General features: G+C 49.9%; 15 protein-coding genes. All 15 read left to right on the forward strand.

Annotation, left to right across the window (positions count from 1 at the left end; all coding sequences use genetic code 11):
- The first annotated feature begins 81 nt into the window (after positions 1–81).
- A complete protein-coding gene (locus ACZ5PT_RS06345) occupies positions 82–438 on the forward strand; it encodes an NADH-quinone oxidoreductase subunit A (RefSeq protein ID WP_464265969.1) in 357 nt (118 codons plus the stop codon).
- Positions 429–959 (forward strand): NADH-quinone oxidoreductase subunit B, encoded by a 531-nt coding sequence (locus ACZ5PT_RS06350; RefSeq protein ID WP_464265970.1) that lies wholly within the window; start codon positions 429–431, stop codon positions 957–959. The genes ACZ5PT_RS06345 and ACZ5PT_RS06350 overlap by 10 nt, the downstream gene beginning before the upstream one ends.
- A gap of 15 nt (positions 960–974) precedes the next feature.
- Entirely contained in the window at positions 975–1,460 is a 486-nt protein-coding gene (locus ACZ5PT_RS06355) for an NADH-quinone oxidoreductase subunit C (RefSeq protein ID WP_464265971.1), read from the forward strand.
- Between the two features lie 39 nt (positions 1,461–1,499).
- Positions 1,500–2,681 (forward strand): NADH dehydrogenase (quinone) subunit D, encoded by a 1,182-nt coding sequence (gene nuoD, locus ACZ5PT_RS06360; RefSeq protein ID WP_464265972.1) that lies wholly within the window; start codon positions 1,500–1,502, stop codon positions 2,679–2,681.
- 31 nt (positions 2,682–2,712) lie between these two features.
- Positions 2,713–3,219 (forward strand): NADH-quinone oxidoreductase subunit NuoE, encoded by a 507-nt coding sequence (nuoE, locus tag ACZ5PT_RS06365; protein WP_464265973.1) that lies wholly within the window; start codon positions 2,713–2,715, stop codon positions 3,217–3,219.
- A 39-nt stretch (positions 3,220–3,258) separates the two neighbouring features.
- A complete protein-coding gene (gene nuoF, locus ACZ5PT_RS06370; RefSeq protein WP_464265974.1) occupies positions 3,259–5,040 on the forward strand; it encodes an NADH-quinone oxidoreductase subunit NuoF in 1,782 nt (593 codons plus the stop codon).
- A gap of 36 nt (positions 5,041–5,076) precedes the next feature.
- On the forward strand, positions 5,077–7,545 hold the full coding sequence (nuoG, locus tag ACZ5PT_RS06375) for an NADH-quinone oxidoreductase subunit NuoG (protein WP_464265975.1): 2,469 nt from the start codon (positions 5,077–5,079) through the stop codon (positions 7,543–7,545).
- Positions 7,546–7,622: 77 nt separating this feature from the next.
- Positions 7,623–8,687 carry an NADH-quinone oxidoreductase subunit NuoH gene (nuoH, locus tag ACZ5PT_RS06380; RefSeq protein ID WP_464265976.1) on the forward strand — a complete coding sequence of 355 codons (1,065 nt, stop codon included), beginning with the start codon at positions 7,623–7,625 and terminating at the stop codon, positions 8,685–8,687.
- 24 nt (positions 8,688–8,711) lie between these two features.
- Positions 8,712–9,110 (forward strand): NADH-quinone oxidoreductase subunit NuoI, encoded by a 399-nt coding sequence (nuoI, locus tag ACZ5PT_RS06385; protein WP_464265977.1) that lies wholly within the window; start codon positions 8,712–8,714, stop codon positions 9,108–9,110.
- 17 nt (positions 9,111–9,127) lie between these two features.
- Positions 9,128–9,631: an NADH-quinone oxidoreductase subunit J gene (locus ACZ5PT_RS06390; protein WP_464265978.1), complete on the forward strand. Its 504-nt coding sequence runs from the start codon at positions 9,128–9,130 to the stop codon at positions 9,629–9,631.
- A gap of 25 nt (positions 9,632–9,656) precedes the next feature.
- A complete protein-coding gene (gene nuoK, locus ACZ5PT_RS06395; RefSeq protein WP_464265979.1) occupies positions 9,657–9,959 on the forward strand; it encodes an NADH-quinone oxidoreductase subunit NuoK in 303 nt (100 codons plus the stop codon).
- Positions 9,960–10,002: 43 nt separating this feature from the next.
- A complete protein-coding gene (gene nuoL, locus ACZ5PT_RS06400; protein WP_464265980.1) occupies positions 10,003–11,967 on the forward strand; it encodes an NADH-quinone oxidoreductase subunit L in 1,965 nt (654 codons plus the stop codon).
- Positions 11,968–12,013: 46 nt separating this feature from the next.
- Complete coding sequence (locus ACZ5PT_RS06405) at positions 12,014–13,570, forward strand: NADH-quinone oxidoreductase subunit M (RefSeq protein ID WP_464265981.1); 1,557 nt, start codon at positions 12,014–12,016, stop codon at positions 13,568–13,570.
- 41 nt (positions 13,571–13,611) lie between these two features.
- Positions 13,612–15,084, forward strand: coding sequence for an NADH-quinone oxidoreductase subunit N (locus ACZ5PT_RS06410; RefSeq protein ID WP_464265982.1), 1,473 nt, complete (start codon positions 13,612–13,614; stop codon positions 15,082–15,084).
- 89 nt (positions 15,085–15,173) lie between these two features.
- The gene (locus tag ACZ5PT_RS06415) at positions 15,174–16,511 is read left to right on the forward strand and encodes a UbiD family decarboxylase (RefSeq protein WP_464265983.1); all 1,338 of its coding nucleotides are present in this window, start codon (positions 15,174–15,176) and stop codon (positions 16,509–16,511) included.
- The last annotated feature ends 4 nt before the right edge of the window (positions 16,512–16,515 follow it).

A 16,515-nucleotide genomic window follows, 5' to 3' on the forward strand; every position in this document is an offset into this window, starting at 1 on the left:
TTTCCGACACGTTGTGGCGTAAACGTTATCTTGTCGCCCACGTTCAACGGTCCAATTTCTTCAATGGAAGGAGCGGGTTTTATGCTGGAAAATTATTTGCCGATTCTTGTTGTTATCGGCATCGCCTTTGCTTTCGCTATCGGGTCGGTAGTGATGTCCCGCTTGATCGGGGTAAAAAAGCCCAGTGAGGTCAAGTTGGCTCCTTACGAGTGTGGGATGCCATTGATCGGTTCTGCGCAGGAGCGATTCTCGATTAAGTTCTACATCATTGCGATGCTGTTTATCCTTTTCGATATTGAGGCAGTATTCCTTTATCCCTGGGCAGTCATGTTTAAGCGTCTGGGGATTTTTGGTTTCGTCGAGATGGGTGTCTTTATCATCATCCTGCTCGTCGGCTTTATCTACGTTTGGAAAAAAGGAGCTCTGGAATGGGAATAGAGCAACCAAAGACGCTCGGTAGCGGATTCGTCACTACCAGTCTGGACAAGTTGGTCAACTGGTCACGTGCCAGTTCCATGTGGCCGCTGACTTTTGGTCTGGCTTGCTGCGCCATCGAGATGATGTCGACCGGTGCTGCACGTTTTGACCTTGACCGTATGGGGATTTTGTTTCGTGCTTCTCCGCGGCAGGCCGATGTCATTATTATCGCCGGTACCGTCACCAAGAAAATGCTGCCGGTTATTCAAACCGTTTACGAGCAGATGCCTGAGCCTAAGTATGTTATCGCCATGGGCGCGTGTGCTTCTTCGGGTGGTGTTTTTGATACCTACAGTGTTGTTCAGGGGATTGACGAGTATCTTCCGGTCGACGTTTATATCCCCGGGTGCCCGCCACGTCCAGAAGGCCTTCTTTATGGCTTGATGAAACTGCAGGAAAAAATTCGGGCTGAGCGTAATACCTTCGGTGCCGTTATCGGTATCGGTGATGTGGTTCAACCAACCATGGCCTCCAGCGTTTAGGACAGGAACAAGTCAATGAGCGATCAAGCGATTGTTGAAAAGCTGAAAGCAAAGTTTTCCTCTGACGTTCTGGATGTCGTCGAATACCGTGGCGAAACTACGGTGACGGTCGAGAAGGAGCAGATTGTAGAAATCTGTACTTTCATGCGTGACGTCTGTGGTTATAACTTCCTTTGCGACCTGTGTGGTGTCGATTACCTCGGTAAGGCAACCCCGCGTTTCATGGTGGTTTACAACCTGTATAACATTGCCACCAAGCAGCGTTTACGGATCAAAACTCCGGTCGCTGAGGAAGATGCTAACGTTGACACCGTCAGCACTGTCTGGGGGACTGCCAATTGGCATGAGCGTGAGTGTTGGGACTTGATGGGGATCAATTTCAAGGGTCATCCCGATCTGCGCCGCATTCTGATGCCGGTTGATTGGGAAGGTCATCCACTGCGCAAAGATTACCCTGTGCAGGGTCCGGACCGTGAACCTTATCAGGGCCGTCTTTCCTGATTGACGCGATAACTATTCCTTAACTGGACGAGGCATAAAATGGCAGTTAACACCGAAACAATGACCATCAACATGGGACCTCAGCACCCGTCGACCCACGGCGTGTTGCAGTTGATCCTGGAGCTTGATGGTGAGGTTGTGCAGAAGGCAACTCCCCACATTGGTTTCCTGCACCGCGGGACAGAGAAGCTTTCCGAACACCGGACTTATCATCAGATTATTCCATTGACGGACCGTCTCGATTATCTGGCCCCGATGAGCAATAACCTTGGTTATGTCCTAGCTGTTGAGAAGTTGCTCGGCATTACTGACGAGATTCCAGATAGAGCAAAGACTATCCGTGTGGTCCTGGCCGAATTGACCCGTATCAAGAGTCACTTGGTCTGGTTGGCGTGTCATGCACTTGATATCGGGGCAATGACGGTCTTTATCTACGCCTTCCGTGAGCGTGAGCATATTATGGACATCTACGAAAAGGTGTCTGGCGCACGGATGACCTCTAACTACTTCCGCGTCGGTGGCCTGTCTGCTGACTTCCCGGATGGGTTGGAGAAGGATATCCGCGATTTTGCCGAATCAATGCCGGCTCATATTGAAGAATATGAAGGCTTGCTGACCGGTAACAAGATCTGGCAGAAGCGTACTATGGGCGTTGGTTGCATCAGTGCTGAAGCCGCTATCGATATCGGCCTTACCGGTCCGTCGCTACGTGCTTCAGGCGTTGACTGGGACCTGCGTCGCGACAATCCTTACAGTGGCTACGAAGACTATGATTTCGACGTCCCGGTAAGTCAGGATTGCGATACTTTCGCCCGTTATACGTGCCGTCTCGTCGAAATGGCTCAATCTGCTCGGATTATCCTGCAGGGTTTGGATAAATTGAAGTCTGGCCCGATTTTGGCTGACTGTCCGAAAGTGGTTTTGCCACCAAAGCAGGATGTGGTTAATACCATCGAGGGTTTGATCCATCACTTTAAAATCGTTACCGAAGGTTTTAAGCCGGAACCAGGTGAGATTTACCAGGGTGTTGAGGCTCCTAAGGGTGAGTTAGGCTACTATCTGGTTTCAGATGGTTCGCCAATGCCACTACGGATGAGAATTCGTGGGCCATCTTTTGTCAACCTACAGGCCCTTCCACAGATGGTTGAAGGAAAGTTGCTGGCTGATGTTATCGCTGTTATCGGTACGCTCGACATCGTTCTCGGTGAAATCGACCGTTAACCCTCAAGCAATGATCAGATAAGAGGTCATCATGACGGAAACCGCAGAGCAGGTCGAAGAAGAAATCGAAGAAGAAATCGATTTAACCGCAGCCAATGAGGTAATCGATAAGTACATAGACATGCATGGCGCACTGATGCCGGTGTTGCAGGCGATCCAGGAAGCGTATGGCTATATTCCTGAGCCGACTGTGGATCTGGTTGCCGAACGCCTCAATGTTTATGCCAGTCAGATCTACGGCGTGCTTACTTTCTATGCTCAGTTCCACCTTAAGCCGCGTGGCAAGTATATTATTCGCGTCTGTATGGGTACGGCCTGTCACGTTAAGGGCGCTGGTCGAATCGGTGACACTGTTAAAGAAAATCTCGGTATTGGTCATGCTGAAACCACCGAAGACCTTTTGTTTACCGCTGAATACGTCGCTTGTATCGGGGCCTGCGGTATGGCTCCGGTCATTATGGTGAATGATGCGACCTACGGGAGTATCAGTGTTCAGAAGACGAACGAGGTTGTTGAAAAATATAAGGCAATGGGCTGATTCCGCCATTTAAACCGCGCTGGTATTGAGGATAGATTTATGTCCGAAACTGCTGAAAAATTAAAAATACTGATCTGTACTGGAACTGGTGGCTTGGCGTCCGGAGCTGCAGACGTGGTCTCTGCTTTCGAAGAAGAATTCGAAAAAAAGGGCGTCGCGGCGCAAATCGGGAGTGCTTGTGCTGTTAGCAGTACCGGTTGTCGCGGTCTTTGCGCCAACGACGTACTGGTCGATGTCTGTCTGCCTGGTAAGGATCCGGTAACCTACGATTTTGTTACTGCTGAACTGGTCCCGCAGATAGTCGATGAGCACATCCTGGGTGAAGGTCCGATCGCGAAGAAGGTCGCTGGTCCTTATTACACCAAGTTCCTCGATAAGCAGCAACGGATTATCTTTAACCGTTGCGGCACCATCGATGCCGAAAGTCTTGATGACTTTCTAGACAACCAGGGTTTTACGGGGATCAAAAAAGCGGTCACCATGACTCAGGACGAAGTCATCGACGAAGTCAAAAAATCTGGCTTGCGTGGACGTGGGGGCGGTGGTTTCCCCACCGGACTCAAGTGGTCTTTCTGTAAGGCGACTCCCGGCGATGAAAAGTATCTGATCTGTAATGCTGATGAGGGTGATCCAGGTGCTTTTATGGACCGCTCGGTTCTCGAAGGTGACCCCTACGGTTTGATCGAGGGCCTGATGATCGGTGCCTACGCCATCGGCTGTAAATTTGCCTATGTCTATGTGCGGGCAGAGTACCCGCTGGCGATCAAACGTCTGCAGTTGGCGATCGACACCTGTTACGAAAAGGGTTTCCTCGGTGAGAACTGCATGGGCTTGGGCTTCAAGCTCGATATGCGGATCAAAGCTGGCGCCGGTGCCTTTGTTTGTGGTGAAGAAACCGCACTGATGGCCTCGATTGAGGGACATCGTGGCATGTCGCGACCTCGTCCGCCGTTCCCGGCAGTCCGTGGTTTGTGGACTAAACCGACCAATATTAACAACGTTGAGACCTTTGCCAACGTCGCTTATATCTTTTACAACGGCGCTGACTGGTATAGCTCCATCGGTACCGAAGGCACCAAAGGCACCAAGATCTTCGCCCTGACCGGTAAGGTTAAGCATACCGGGCTGGTTGAGGTTCCTGCCGGAACCACCATGAAAGAAGTTATCTACGATGTCTGTGGTGGTATAGAGAATAACCGTAAGTTTAAGGCGGTTCAGGCTGGTGGCCCTTCCGGTGGTTGTTTGCCGGCAGAAGCACTTGATGCAGAAGTTGATTATGACTCCTTGATCAAGGCCGGCGCAATGATGGGTTCCGGTGGTCTGGTTGTCATGGACGAAACCACCTGCATGGTCGACATCGCACGATTCTTCCTCAACTTCACCCGGGTAGAGTCCTGCGGTAAGTGTATTCCCTGCCGTATCGGTCTGAAGATCATGCTCGAGATTCTCGAGCGGATTACCGAGGGCAAGGGGCAGGAAGGCGACATCGAGTTGCTGCAGGATATGGCCTATGACATCAAAAAGAGTTCGCTCTGTGGTCTTGGTCAGACAGCACCAAACCCGGTTCTCTCGACGATACGCTACTTCCGGCACGAATATGAGGCGCACATCAAGGAAGGTGAATGTCCTTCCCATGGCTGTAAGCCGTTGCTGCACTTCCGTGTCATAGAAGATAAATGTAAGAAGTGCGGGATTTGTCCGCGGGTTTGTCCGGTTGACGCGATTGAATGGGAAAAGGGCAAAGTGGCTTATATCGATCTTGAAAAGTGCACCAAATGTACTTCTTGTTACGATGCATGCCGCTTCATGGCGATCGATTAGTCGCACTCACTGTATTTGAGTTGATACGAGGTTAAGATGGTTAATCTTACGATTGACGGAAAACAGATAAAGGTCAGCAAAACAGCCACTATTTACGAGGCTGCCAAGGAAGCTGGCATCTCTATTCCGGTGCTCTGTTATGCCAAAAAGCTACTCCCTTACGGTGCTTGTCGGGTCTGTCTCGTTGAAGTCGAGCAGATGAAGGGACGATTGATACCGTCCTGTACGACTCCGGTAACCGAGGGGATGGTCGTGAACACCACGTCGGATGAGATTGTTAAGGTTCGCAAGACTGTCCTTGAATTCCTGCTGGTTAATCATGTTGTTGATTGTCCAGTCTGTGACAAAGGCGGAGAATGCGATCTGCAGGATCTGACCTACGAATACGAAGTTGTTACCAATCGTTTCGAAGGTGAGAAATTCGATCTGCCGACTGATGAAATCAACCCACTGATAGAAAGAAACATGAACCGCTGCGTTCTCTGCGGAAAATGTGTTCGCGTCTGTGATGAAATCGTCGGTTACGGTTCCTACTCATTTATAAATCGAGGCTTCGAAACCAAGATTGCGACCGCCTTTGATCGTGGTCTGAACTGTGAGTTCTGCGGTCAATGTGTTTCGATGTGTCCTGTCGGAGCCATTCTGCCGCGGCCTTTCAAGTTCAAGGCTCGTCCTTGGCAGATTAAAGAGGTTGATTCTGTCTGCGGCTACTGCGGTAACGGTTGTACCGTGACCCTCGGCACCAAGGACAATGAGGTTCAGACCATCCGCTTTAACGATAAGACCGGAGTTAATGACGGTAATCTCTGTATTCGCGGTCGTTTCGGTGTCTCATATGTCAATAGTCCGAATAAGTTGACGACCCCGATGGTACGCCGTGACGGGAGTCTCGTTGAAGCCAGTTGGTCGGAAGCTATCCAGGCTGTTGTTGATGGATTTAAGTCCGCAGGTAACGCTGTCGGGATTATTTCCGGAGCACGATTGACCAACGAAGAACTGTTTTTATTGAAAAATCTCAGCAAGGCGCTTGGAACTGACAACCTCGATCACTCCGGTGGCGAGTGTTATCAGGGGCTAACTGAGGGACTTAAGAAAACATTAGGGATTCAGGCTTCGACAGCTACCTTCCCACAAGTAGAAAACTGCGATGCCATTCTCTCTATCCGGTCCGATTTCTACGAAACACACCCGGTTTTCGGCATGGTCGTTAACCAGGCGATACGTCGTAATGGGGCGAAACTAACGGTTATTGCAGATAAACGCGGTAAGCTTACGAACTTGCCGGATGCGCGCACGCTACTGCACAAGCCAGGCCTTGAACTGAACATTCTCAATGCCATCTGTTCAGTGCTGTTGGAAGAGGGGCTGGCGAAGACTGAGGGTCTTGAGGGTCTTGACGATCTCAAAGCTGCCCTTAAAGAATTCTCGGCTGACGCTGTTTCCGCTACTACCGGCGTGTCGGCAGATGCCATCAAGCAGGCTGCACGAGAACTTGCAGCGGCTGAGAATGCAGCAATCCTCCTTGCTTATGGTTTGCCTTACACCGCAAACAGTAAAGAGCTCGGTACTGCCGCAGCGAACCTGTCTCTTTTGACCGGTATTGCCGGACGCGAAGGCTCGGGCTTGTACCTCTGCGGTGAAAAAGCCAATAGTCAGGGTGCCATTGACCTTGGCATTGTTCCAGGTGAAAAAGGTCTTGGTGCGCAGCAGATGTTGGCTGAGGCTGGTTCCGGGAATCTTAAGGCCTTGTATGTTGTTGGTGAGGATCCGTTAGTTTCCTACCCGGATCGCACTCTGGTCGAGAAGGCGTTAGAAAATTCCTTCTTGGTTGTTCAGGATCTGTTTATGTCTGCTACGGCACTCAAAGCAGATGTTGTCCTGCCGGCAGTTTCCTTTGCTGAAAAGGACGGTACCTTCACTAACGCTGAGCGGCGGATACAGCAGGTCCGTAAAGGGATCAATTCGCAAGGTGACGCACAGTCTGATTTTGCCATTCTCCAGCAACTTCTTTCAGCGCTTGGCGCAGCTGCTCCTGCAAATCCAGCAGCAGCATTTGCTGAGCTTGCAGCAGCAACCCCTGGCTACGAAATGGTCACTCTCGACATGGTTGGGCCACAGGGTTATGTCTGGGGAGGGGACATCCTTGCTCCGGAAACCAAGCAGCTCGTACCGGTTGCCGGTGGAACCGCCCTCGATAGCAAGTATCAGTTGGTTGTCGGTAGCGCTCTGTATCACAGCGGGACGGTATCTACTCATGCCAAGGGACCGATGGCGGTTATCCCTGAACCGTATATCGAACTAGGTCGTGAAGATGCAGCGGCTCTGAGTCTTGTTGATGATGATCTGCTAAAGCTTAAGACCGCAGGCGGTGAGCTCAAGGCAAAGGTCAAGGTAGGCCGTCGCTTACCGCAAGGGGTTATGTTTGCTCCGTATCACTTTGCAGAACTTGAGTTGAATCGAGTTTACAGTGGTCAATCGGCCATTGCTGTCGAGCCGGTCAAGTAACATATTTTTGGTTTGTCGGTAGTTACTACCGGCTGGATTCGGCAGAAATGCCTTAGACATCAAGGAAGAGGATGGTCATGACGCCAGAAGTTTTGACACTCTCAAACACACCGATACTTTTCTCCGTTGCCATGCTGGCGAAGATTGTGGTGGCGTTTGTCGTGACGCTGTTGATCGTTGCTTATGCTACATGGTGTGAGCGTAAGATAATCGGCCGGATGCAAACCCGGTGCGGTCCGACTATGACCGGCTATAATGGTCTGTTGCAGCCTATTGCTGACGGGTTGAAGCTCTTTTTCAAAGAGGATATCATTCCGGCTCAGGCACACTGGTTAGCATTTATCTTGGCTCCGATGATGATTCTGGCACCTGCCTTTGTCTCCATCGCAGTTATCCCCTTCGGTGGTGATTTCCAATTTACCTACGATGGGACGCTCTACTCAGCTCCTTTGCAGATCACCGATCTGAACATCGGCGTTTTGTTCATCCTGGCGATGGCTGGTCTGGGCGTTTACGGAATCGTTCTTGCCGGTTTAGCGTCGAACAGTAAGTATTCTCTGCTCGGTGGTATCCGTTCTACGGCGCAGATGATTTCTTACGAATTAGCCGCGGGCTTGTCGATTGTCGTTGTCTTCATGCTGTCAGAAACACTCAGTATGCGCGGTATCGTGGCAGCTCAGCAATTACCACTTTGGGGGATTGAATCACTAAGCTTTATTCCCAATTGGTATATATTCTCCCAGCCTTTAGCGTTCGGCATTTTCGTGATCGGTTCGATGGCTGAAATCAATCGGACCCCATTTGACTTGCCGGAAGCTGAGACAGAACTGGTCTCTGGTTTCTGTACTGAATACTCCTCCATGAAATATGCACTCTTCTTCATGGCTGAGTATGCCAACATGATTACCGTGTCCGCCATTGCAGCAACATTGTTCTTGGGTGGTTGGGGCGGTCCAGTTTTGCCAGGGTTTGTTTGGTTCCTGGGCAAAGTGTTTGCCTTCATGTTCTTCTTCATCTGGATTCGGGCGACCTTTCCTCGTCTCCGGTATGACCAGCTGATGACTTTGGGCTGGAAGATTCTGCTTCCCCTGGCACTGGGTAACATCGTGCTTACAGGTGTCGCGGTCCTTCTCTGGCAGTAACCACAAGTTGCGTAGAGGTTAGTTATGTTTAAAGAGTTTGCCAAAGGCCTGAGTATTACGCTGAAGTACCTGATGCCGGGTAACTGCACAACGGTACAGTACCCGAAAGAGCGCTGCGAAATTGCACCTCGATTCCGCGGTCTGCATCGATTGGTACCGACACAGGATCGAGAGAAATGTGTTGCGTGCTATCTCTGCCCGACAGTCTGTCCCGCCAAGTGCATTACGGTTGAGTCGGCTGAAAATGAGAGTGGAGAAAAGTATCCGAAAGTTTACGAAATTGACCTGCTGCGTTGCATTTTTTGCGGCTACTGTGTAGAGGCCTGTCCGGTTGAAGCGATCGAGATGACTGACGCTTACGAACTGGCTAACTACAAGCGGGATGATTTTACCTTTGATAAAGAACGTCTTCTGAAGTCGTAAGAAGGAGCAGCGAATCCATGGAAGCCATCCTTTTTTATCTGACCGCACTGGTCTCAATCCTTGCCGCTTTTTTCGTCACTAAGTGTCGAAATCCGGTTAACAGTGCCCTCTGTTTAGTCACGACATTTCTGTGTCTGGCAGTGTTTTATGTAATGCTTGAAGCACCATTTATGGCTGCGATTCAGATCATGGTTTATGCCGGAGCGATTATGGTTTTGATCGTCTTTGTCATTATGTTGTTGAATCTGGGTTCGGCCATCAAGGGCAGCTACCAGCACGGTTTAATGGGCGGTGGTGTTCTGGCTGTTCTGATGTTGTTCCTGACCAACCGCTTTGTTGCTAACGGTCAAGCAACCGGAACAGGCGGAGAGGTTACCAGCGAACTGATTAAGAGCTATGGACACACCGAGTTGATCGGTAAAGCGATGTTTACCGACTTCCTGCTGCCCTTCGAGATCGCCTCGATCCTGCTGTTAGTCGCTATTATCGGTGCCGTTGTCATCTCTAAACGGAAAGTTTAACCGAGTCAAGGTTGGGAGATAGATCATGATTAGCGTACATCATTACCTGCTTTTGAGCGCCATACTCTTCAGTATCGGTACCTACGGGGTGCTGACGAGGAAAAATGCCATTGTCATCTTCATGTGTATTGAGGTGATGCTCAACTCGGTCAATCTGACCTTCATCGCACTGTCCAGGCATGTTGGCAATATGGACGGTCAGATCTTTGTTTTCTTTGTTATGACAGTTGCTGCAGCTGAAGCTGCTGTTGGCTTAGCGTTGATGATCGCATTCTACAGAAACAAAGAATCGATCGATGTCGACGACTTCAACATGCTTAAGTGGTGATGTTATCCGCCTTTACGGATATTTCAGCTAATAGGAGAGTTTGATGTACAGTAATCTGTGGCTCATCCCGTTCTTCCCGCTGGTGGGGTCGATAATCAACGGCCTGCTCGGTAAGAAGATCAAGAATGAGAAAATAATCGGTGGTCTTGCAACCTTGCTGATGTTTTGCTCCTTCTTGGTCGCTTGTCAGAATTTCTACCGGCTGCTGGGGGATAATGTAAAAACCCACCAGGTGGTTCTCGGTTCCTGGATGTCGGTCGGCAATTTGCAGATCGATTGGGGCTTTTTGCTTGACCCGTTGTCCGCCATAATGATTTTGGTCGTCACTGGTGTCGGCACCCTGATCCACCTGTATTCTATCGGTTACATGCATGGTGAAGTCGGTTACTACCGCTTCTTCAGCTACCTGAACCTGTTCGCCTGGGCCATGTTGATGTTGGTGCTTGGCAACAATGCTCTGGTCATGTTTGTCGGTTGGGAGGGTGTTGGTCTCTGTTCTTACCTGTTGATCGGGTATTACATAGAGAAGAAGAGTGCTGGCGATGCCGCTAAAAAGGCATTCGTTGTCAACCGGATTGGTGACTTCGGTTTCCTTTGCGGGCTGTTCACTCTCTACTGGGCACTCGGAAGTCATGGTGTTTGGACGGTTAATTTCGTTGAGATAGCAGCGAATGCTCATTTACTTGAGACTGGTGGCCTAATGGTCACAGTTATAACCCTCTGCTTCTTCCTCGGTGCTTGTGGTAAGTCAGCGCAGATCCCACTGTTCACCTGGCTGCCAGATGCGATGGAAGGTCCGACCCCGGTTTCTGCCCTGATCCACGCGGCGACCATGGTTACTGCTGGTGTTTACATGATCGGTCGGATGAACGGGCTGTTCGCCATGGCTCCCGCAACGATGATGACGATTGCTATTGTCGGTGCTGCAACGGCATTTTTCGCCGCCACCATCGGTCTGGCGCAGAACGATATCAAGCGAGTACTTGCTTACTCCACTGTTTCACAGCTGGGTTACATGTTCCTGGCTATGGGAGTTGGTGCTTTCTCTGCCGGTATCTTCCACCTGATGACGCACGCCTTCTTCAAGGCCTGTCTGTTCCTCGGTTCTGGTTCGGTTATCCACGGGATGCATCATGGTTACCATCATGCCCACCTGGATGATGACCCGCAGGATATGCGCAACATGGGTGGTCTGCGGAAGAAGATGCCGATTACCTTTATCACCTTCCTGGTCTCTACCATTGCGATTGCTGGTATCCCGCTGTTCTCCGGTTTCTTCTCGAAAGATGAGATCCTCTGGTGGTCCTTCGGTTCTAGTCGTGGTCATTGGTTGTTATGGGCTGTCGGTGCTGCTGCCGCCTTGATGACTGCCTTCTACATGTTCCGTCTGGTCTTCATGACCTTCTTCGGTGAGCAGAAGACTGATGCTCGGGCTAAGGATCATATCCCTGAGTCTCCGTTGACCATTACCATCCCGTTGATGGTGCTTGGCCTGTTAGCGGTCGTCGGTGGTTACATTGGTGTTCCGGCGATATTGGGTGGCGCTAATTACTTCCACCATTTCTTGGACCCGGTCTTTGGCGAGTCACTCAGACTGAATAATATTGTTGCTCATGGTACCCATGCCACCGAGTACACATTGATGGGTATTTCAGTTGCGGTTGCCATTATTGGTATCTTCGCTGCCTGGGTTATGTACATCAAAAGCCCTGAACTGCCAGGCAAGTTTGTTGCCAAGTTTTCAGGTGTCCACAAAGTTATTTTCAACAAATGGTACATCGATGAACTGTATGACTTTCTGTTCATCAATCCCTGTAAGAAAATCGGAACCTTCCTCTGGCGTGGTTTCGATGTCAAAGTTGTTGACGGTGTAGTCAATGGTGTTGGCTGGGTTGTTAAGGGGATCGGTTCCGGTCTTCGGTATACCCAATCCGGTTACCTGCATAACTACGCAGTGGCCATGGTTATCGGCGTCGTTGTGATCGTCGGTTTCTACGTCTTCGGTTAACTAGATACGCCAGCGAATACGATAAAGTTACAAGGAGCGATTCCACATGGCCGATTACCTTCTTAGTATAATGACTTTTTTCCCGCTCTTGGGGATGTTACTGATCCTCTTGTTACCTCGGGACAACGATGGACTGCTTAAGGGTTTCACCCTGGTTGTCACATTGATCACTTTTGTTATCAGCTTGCCGTTGGCTTTTGATAATGTATTCGCTACCTCTGGTGGAATGCATTACAAAGAGTTCCATGAGTGGATCAACATCGGTGGCTACTTCCAGATGAACTACAATCTGGGTGTCGATGGTATCAGCCTCTGGCTGGTAATGTTGACCACTTTCATCATGCCGATTGCCGTCCTTTCGACCTGGAAAGCGGTAGATAAGAACACCAAGGGCTTCATGGCGTTACTGTTGCTGCTGGAAACAGGCATGCTCGGTGCTTTCGTCTCCCTTGACCTGTTCCTCTTCTACATCTTTTGGGAATTGATGTTGATCCCGATGTACTTCCTGATCGGTATCTGGGGCGGTAAGAACCGTATCTACGCGGCAGTCAAGTTCTTCATCTACACTGCGGTCGGCTCACTGCTGATGCTGGTAGCGATTATCTTTGTCTACTACTATGCGGTACAGTCTGGCGCACCGATGAACGGGTTTGGAATCCAGGAGTTCTACCAACTGGATCTCCCCTACAATGCACAGTACTGGTTGTTCATGGCCTTTGGCCTAAGTTTCGCCATTAAAGTACCGATGTTCCCACTGCACACGTGGCTTCCTGACGCACACACCGAAGCACCGACTGCCGGTTCGGTTATCTTGGCAGCGGTTCTGTTGAAAATGGGTACTTACGGTTATGTCCGTTTCGCCATGCCACTATTTCCTGATGCGTTGCCGACCTTCATCCCGCTGTTAGCAACCTTATCAGTCATCGGCATTGTCTATGGTTCTCTCGTCGCCATGATGCAGGAAGACGTCAAGAAGCTGGTTGCTTACTCATCAGTTGCTCACCTTGGCTTCGTTATGCTCGGTATCTTTGCGATGAACCTGCAGGGTTTGGCCGGTGGCATGATCCAAATGGTCAATCACGGGATCTCGACTGGCGCACTGTTCCTTATCGTCGGTTTCATTTACGAGCGACGTCATACCCGTCTGATCAGCGAGTTCGGTGGTTTGGCACACAAGATGCCAATTTTCGCCACGATCTTCTTGATCATCACGTTCTCTTCCATCGGCTTGCCGGGTACAAACGGTTTCGTTGGTGAATTCATGGCTCTGGTTGGCGCTTTTGAAGGTGGCCTACGTTGGTATGCAGTTGTTGCAACCTCAGGTGTTATCTTCGCCGCTGTCTACATGCTCTGGATGTACCAGCGGGTAATGATGGGCAAAATCACCAACCCGGCTAACGAGAATTTGAAAGACCTGTCGATGCGTGAGATTGTCATTATGGCCCCACTGTTGCTGTTCGTCTTCTGGATCGGTATTTACCCAAATACCTTCTTTGAGAAGATGAATCCGGCGATGGAGCAAATGCTTAATCAGATGAATAGCAAGGTTGCGGTTGTTGAGATGCATCAACCGGTAGTTGCCAATTTACTTGATACCAAGTAACTGTAATTTAGTATAAACACTGGTTCCCGAGGAGCTGTTCGATGGACGCAAATTTAGTACAAGAAGCCATCCAGAATGTGAATTTACAGGCAATAATGCCGTCGCTAGTGCTCTGTGTCTTCGGTATGGCGCTGCTGCTGGTATCGGTCTTCTCTGAGCGTGGTAAAACCACCCATGTTGCTTGGCTGAGTATTGTTGCACTGGTTGTCACTGGATTCGTTTCATTAGGTGGCTGGAATAACCCGCAGGCAGGTTTTGCCGGAAGCGTAGTGCTGGATAACTTCGCGACCTTTTTCAGCATGATTTTCCTTTTAGCTGCTGCGTTAACTATCCTTATGTCTGATAGTTATCTTAAGCGAGAGGGTTATCCGGTTGGTGAGTATTATCCGCTGATCCTCTTTACCACTGCCGGTGCTATGTGGATGGCTTCAGGGACCGACCTGATGACTATCTTCCTCGGCCTGGAAGTTCTCTCTGTTTCACTGTATGTTTTGGCCGGTTTTTTCCGCGGTCAAACCAGGTCGAACGAAGCCGGGCTCAAGTACTTCTTTCTTGGCGCTTTTTCGACCGGTTTCCTGCTTTACGGTGTCGCCCTGCTTTACGGTGTCACTGGGACAACCAAGCTTGCTGGGATCGCTGAGTTTGTCCGCGCCATGCCGGAGGCAACCAGTAACATTATGTTCGTTGCTGGTGGTTTGTTGCTGCTGACCGGATTCCTCTTTAAGGTCGCTGCTGCACCGTTCCACATGTGGACTCCTGATGTCTACCAAGGTGCTCCGACTCCGATTACTGCTTTTATGAGTGCCGGACCTAAGGCCGCTGCTTTTGCCGCATTGATCCGCGTTGCCTTTGTCGGCTTGGAAGGTATCCAGACAGAAATCACTTCGGTACTCTGGATTCTTGCCGTATTGACCATGACCGTTGGTAACTTCATTGCCCTGTCGCAGAAGGACCTCAAGCGGATGCTCGCTTATTCGTCCATCTCGCATGCAGGTTACGCACTGGTTGGTTTGGTTGCCTGGAATGAGATCGGTCTGACCGGGATCATGTTCTACATGCTGGTCTATACCTTCATGAACCTGGGTGCCTTCGCCGTCTTGGTGCTGGTTGGTAAAAAAGGCGAGGAGAACCTTACTCTCGACGGGATCGCTGGTCTGGGTTACAAGCGTCCTTTCCTGGGTGTCGTTCTCTGTATCTTCGTCTTGTCACTGATGGGGATGCCGCCGACTGCAGGTTTTGCCGCTAAATTCTACGTCTTTGCCGGTGCTATCAAAGGTGGCTACATCTGGTTAGCGATTATCGGTGTGCTTAACTCTGCCGTATCGCTTTATTACTACCTGCGCGTGTTGGTCAACATGTACTTTAAGGATCCGGAGGAAGATTTCAGCTGGGTCTCGATGAATATGGCAACGACCGTATCTATCGTGATCGCTCTCGCTGGTGTTCTGCTGCTGGGTATTTTGCCTGGTCCGGTCATGGAAATGGCCAAGTTGGCTGGCTTAGGTGGTTTCTAGATCTAGGTTCTAGTTAGTAAAAAAAGCCCTCTGGATTCCCAGAGGGCTTTTTTTGTTTGCGCAGGGTTTGAATAGAGTAAACTGAACCAATGGACCTCAGAGCACTTCTAGAACAGTTCGATGCCGCAAGCGACCTAAAACGTTATCAGGTCGGCATCGATTTAAATCAAGAACTGGCAGCCCTCTGTCGTCGCGAATTTCGCAGGAAAAACGGCTCAGCACTGTTGTTTGAAAAGCTGATTAATTGTGATTCGCGCAGTGCCGCAAATTTATTCGGTTCTAAGCAGCGCATGCTACGAATTTTGCGTAGTGTCAGCTTTACCCAGTTTGCTGAAAAGATATCTACCAGCATCGAAACCGCAAAAGGATCTGCGGCTCAACGTTTACAAAAAATCGCGAAAAACGTTACTGGTTACCCACCAAATCAAATTCCGCAATGGTCTCGTCAATCCAAGGCGACCTTACTCGATCTGCCAGCAATAAAAAGTTGGCCTCTAGAAACGCGGCCCTATTGCACCTTACCCTTGGTTGTCACGCAGCATCCATTGACCGGCGAACAGAATCTCGCTCTTTATCGGGTGCAGATTATTAATGAACAACAGGCCGCAATCAATATCCCCGTCGCTTCTGGAGCTGGCGAGCATTTATCCGCTGCCGCAAAGCTCGGCGTCAAATTGCCGGTTGCGCTTGTCTTTGGCAGTGATCTTGCCCTTTACTGGCTTGCCGCTGCACCACTGCCATCAAACTGTAATGAATATGGGTTGTTTCAAAACTTATTTAGCGATGAACTGTTCCTTAGCAAATGTTGTACCCAGGATCTGCTCGTCCCGGCCGACGCAGAATTTGTCGTCGAGGGACAAATTTCTGCGGCGACAACTTGTCATGAGGGGCCGTTCGGTAATCATACCGGTCAATATGTTACGCGTGATGATTGTCCGCTTATGCAGGTCACTTCAATTGCCTGGCGCGAGCAGGCTATCATGCCGTTTACCGTTGTTGGTCCTCCACCGAGTGAGAATATTTACCTGGCCAAGGCGAGTGAAGTTTTGATCCGCACCATGTTAAAAATCGATTATCCGGCAATCGTCGATCTGAAAATGCCAGATTTAACCATATTCCACGGTGTCGCCTTGTTGCAGGTCGCGAGACCAGCGTTAGAGTCCATACCTGATTTAATCTTTGCACTCTGGCAGAATAGTCCCCTGCAAAAAGCCAAATTGATTATGCTGTTTGATGAAGATATTAACCTCTCCGATTATGGCCAAGCCTACTGGCGGCTGATCAATCAAATTGAAAGCCGTCGCATCTACCAGCGGGGAAATCAAATCGCCATTGATGCCACTGGGGTTGACCCGAAGCTGCTGGTCGTTGAGGATAAAGAAACCTCCACGCTTCTAAAATGTCGTGACAGCGAGTATGATCTTTAGTTTT

This window comes from Desulfuromusa ferrireducens, from assembly GCF_055389805.1.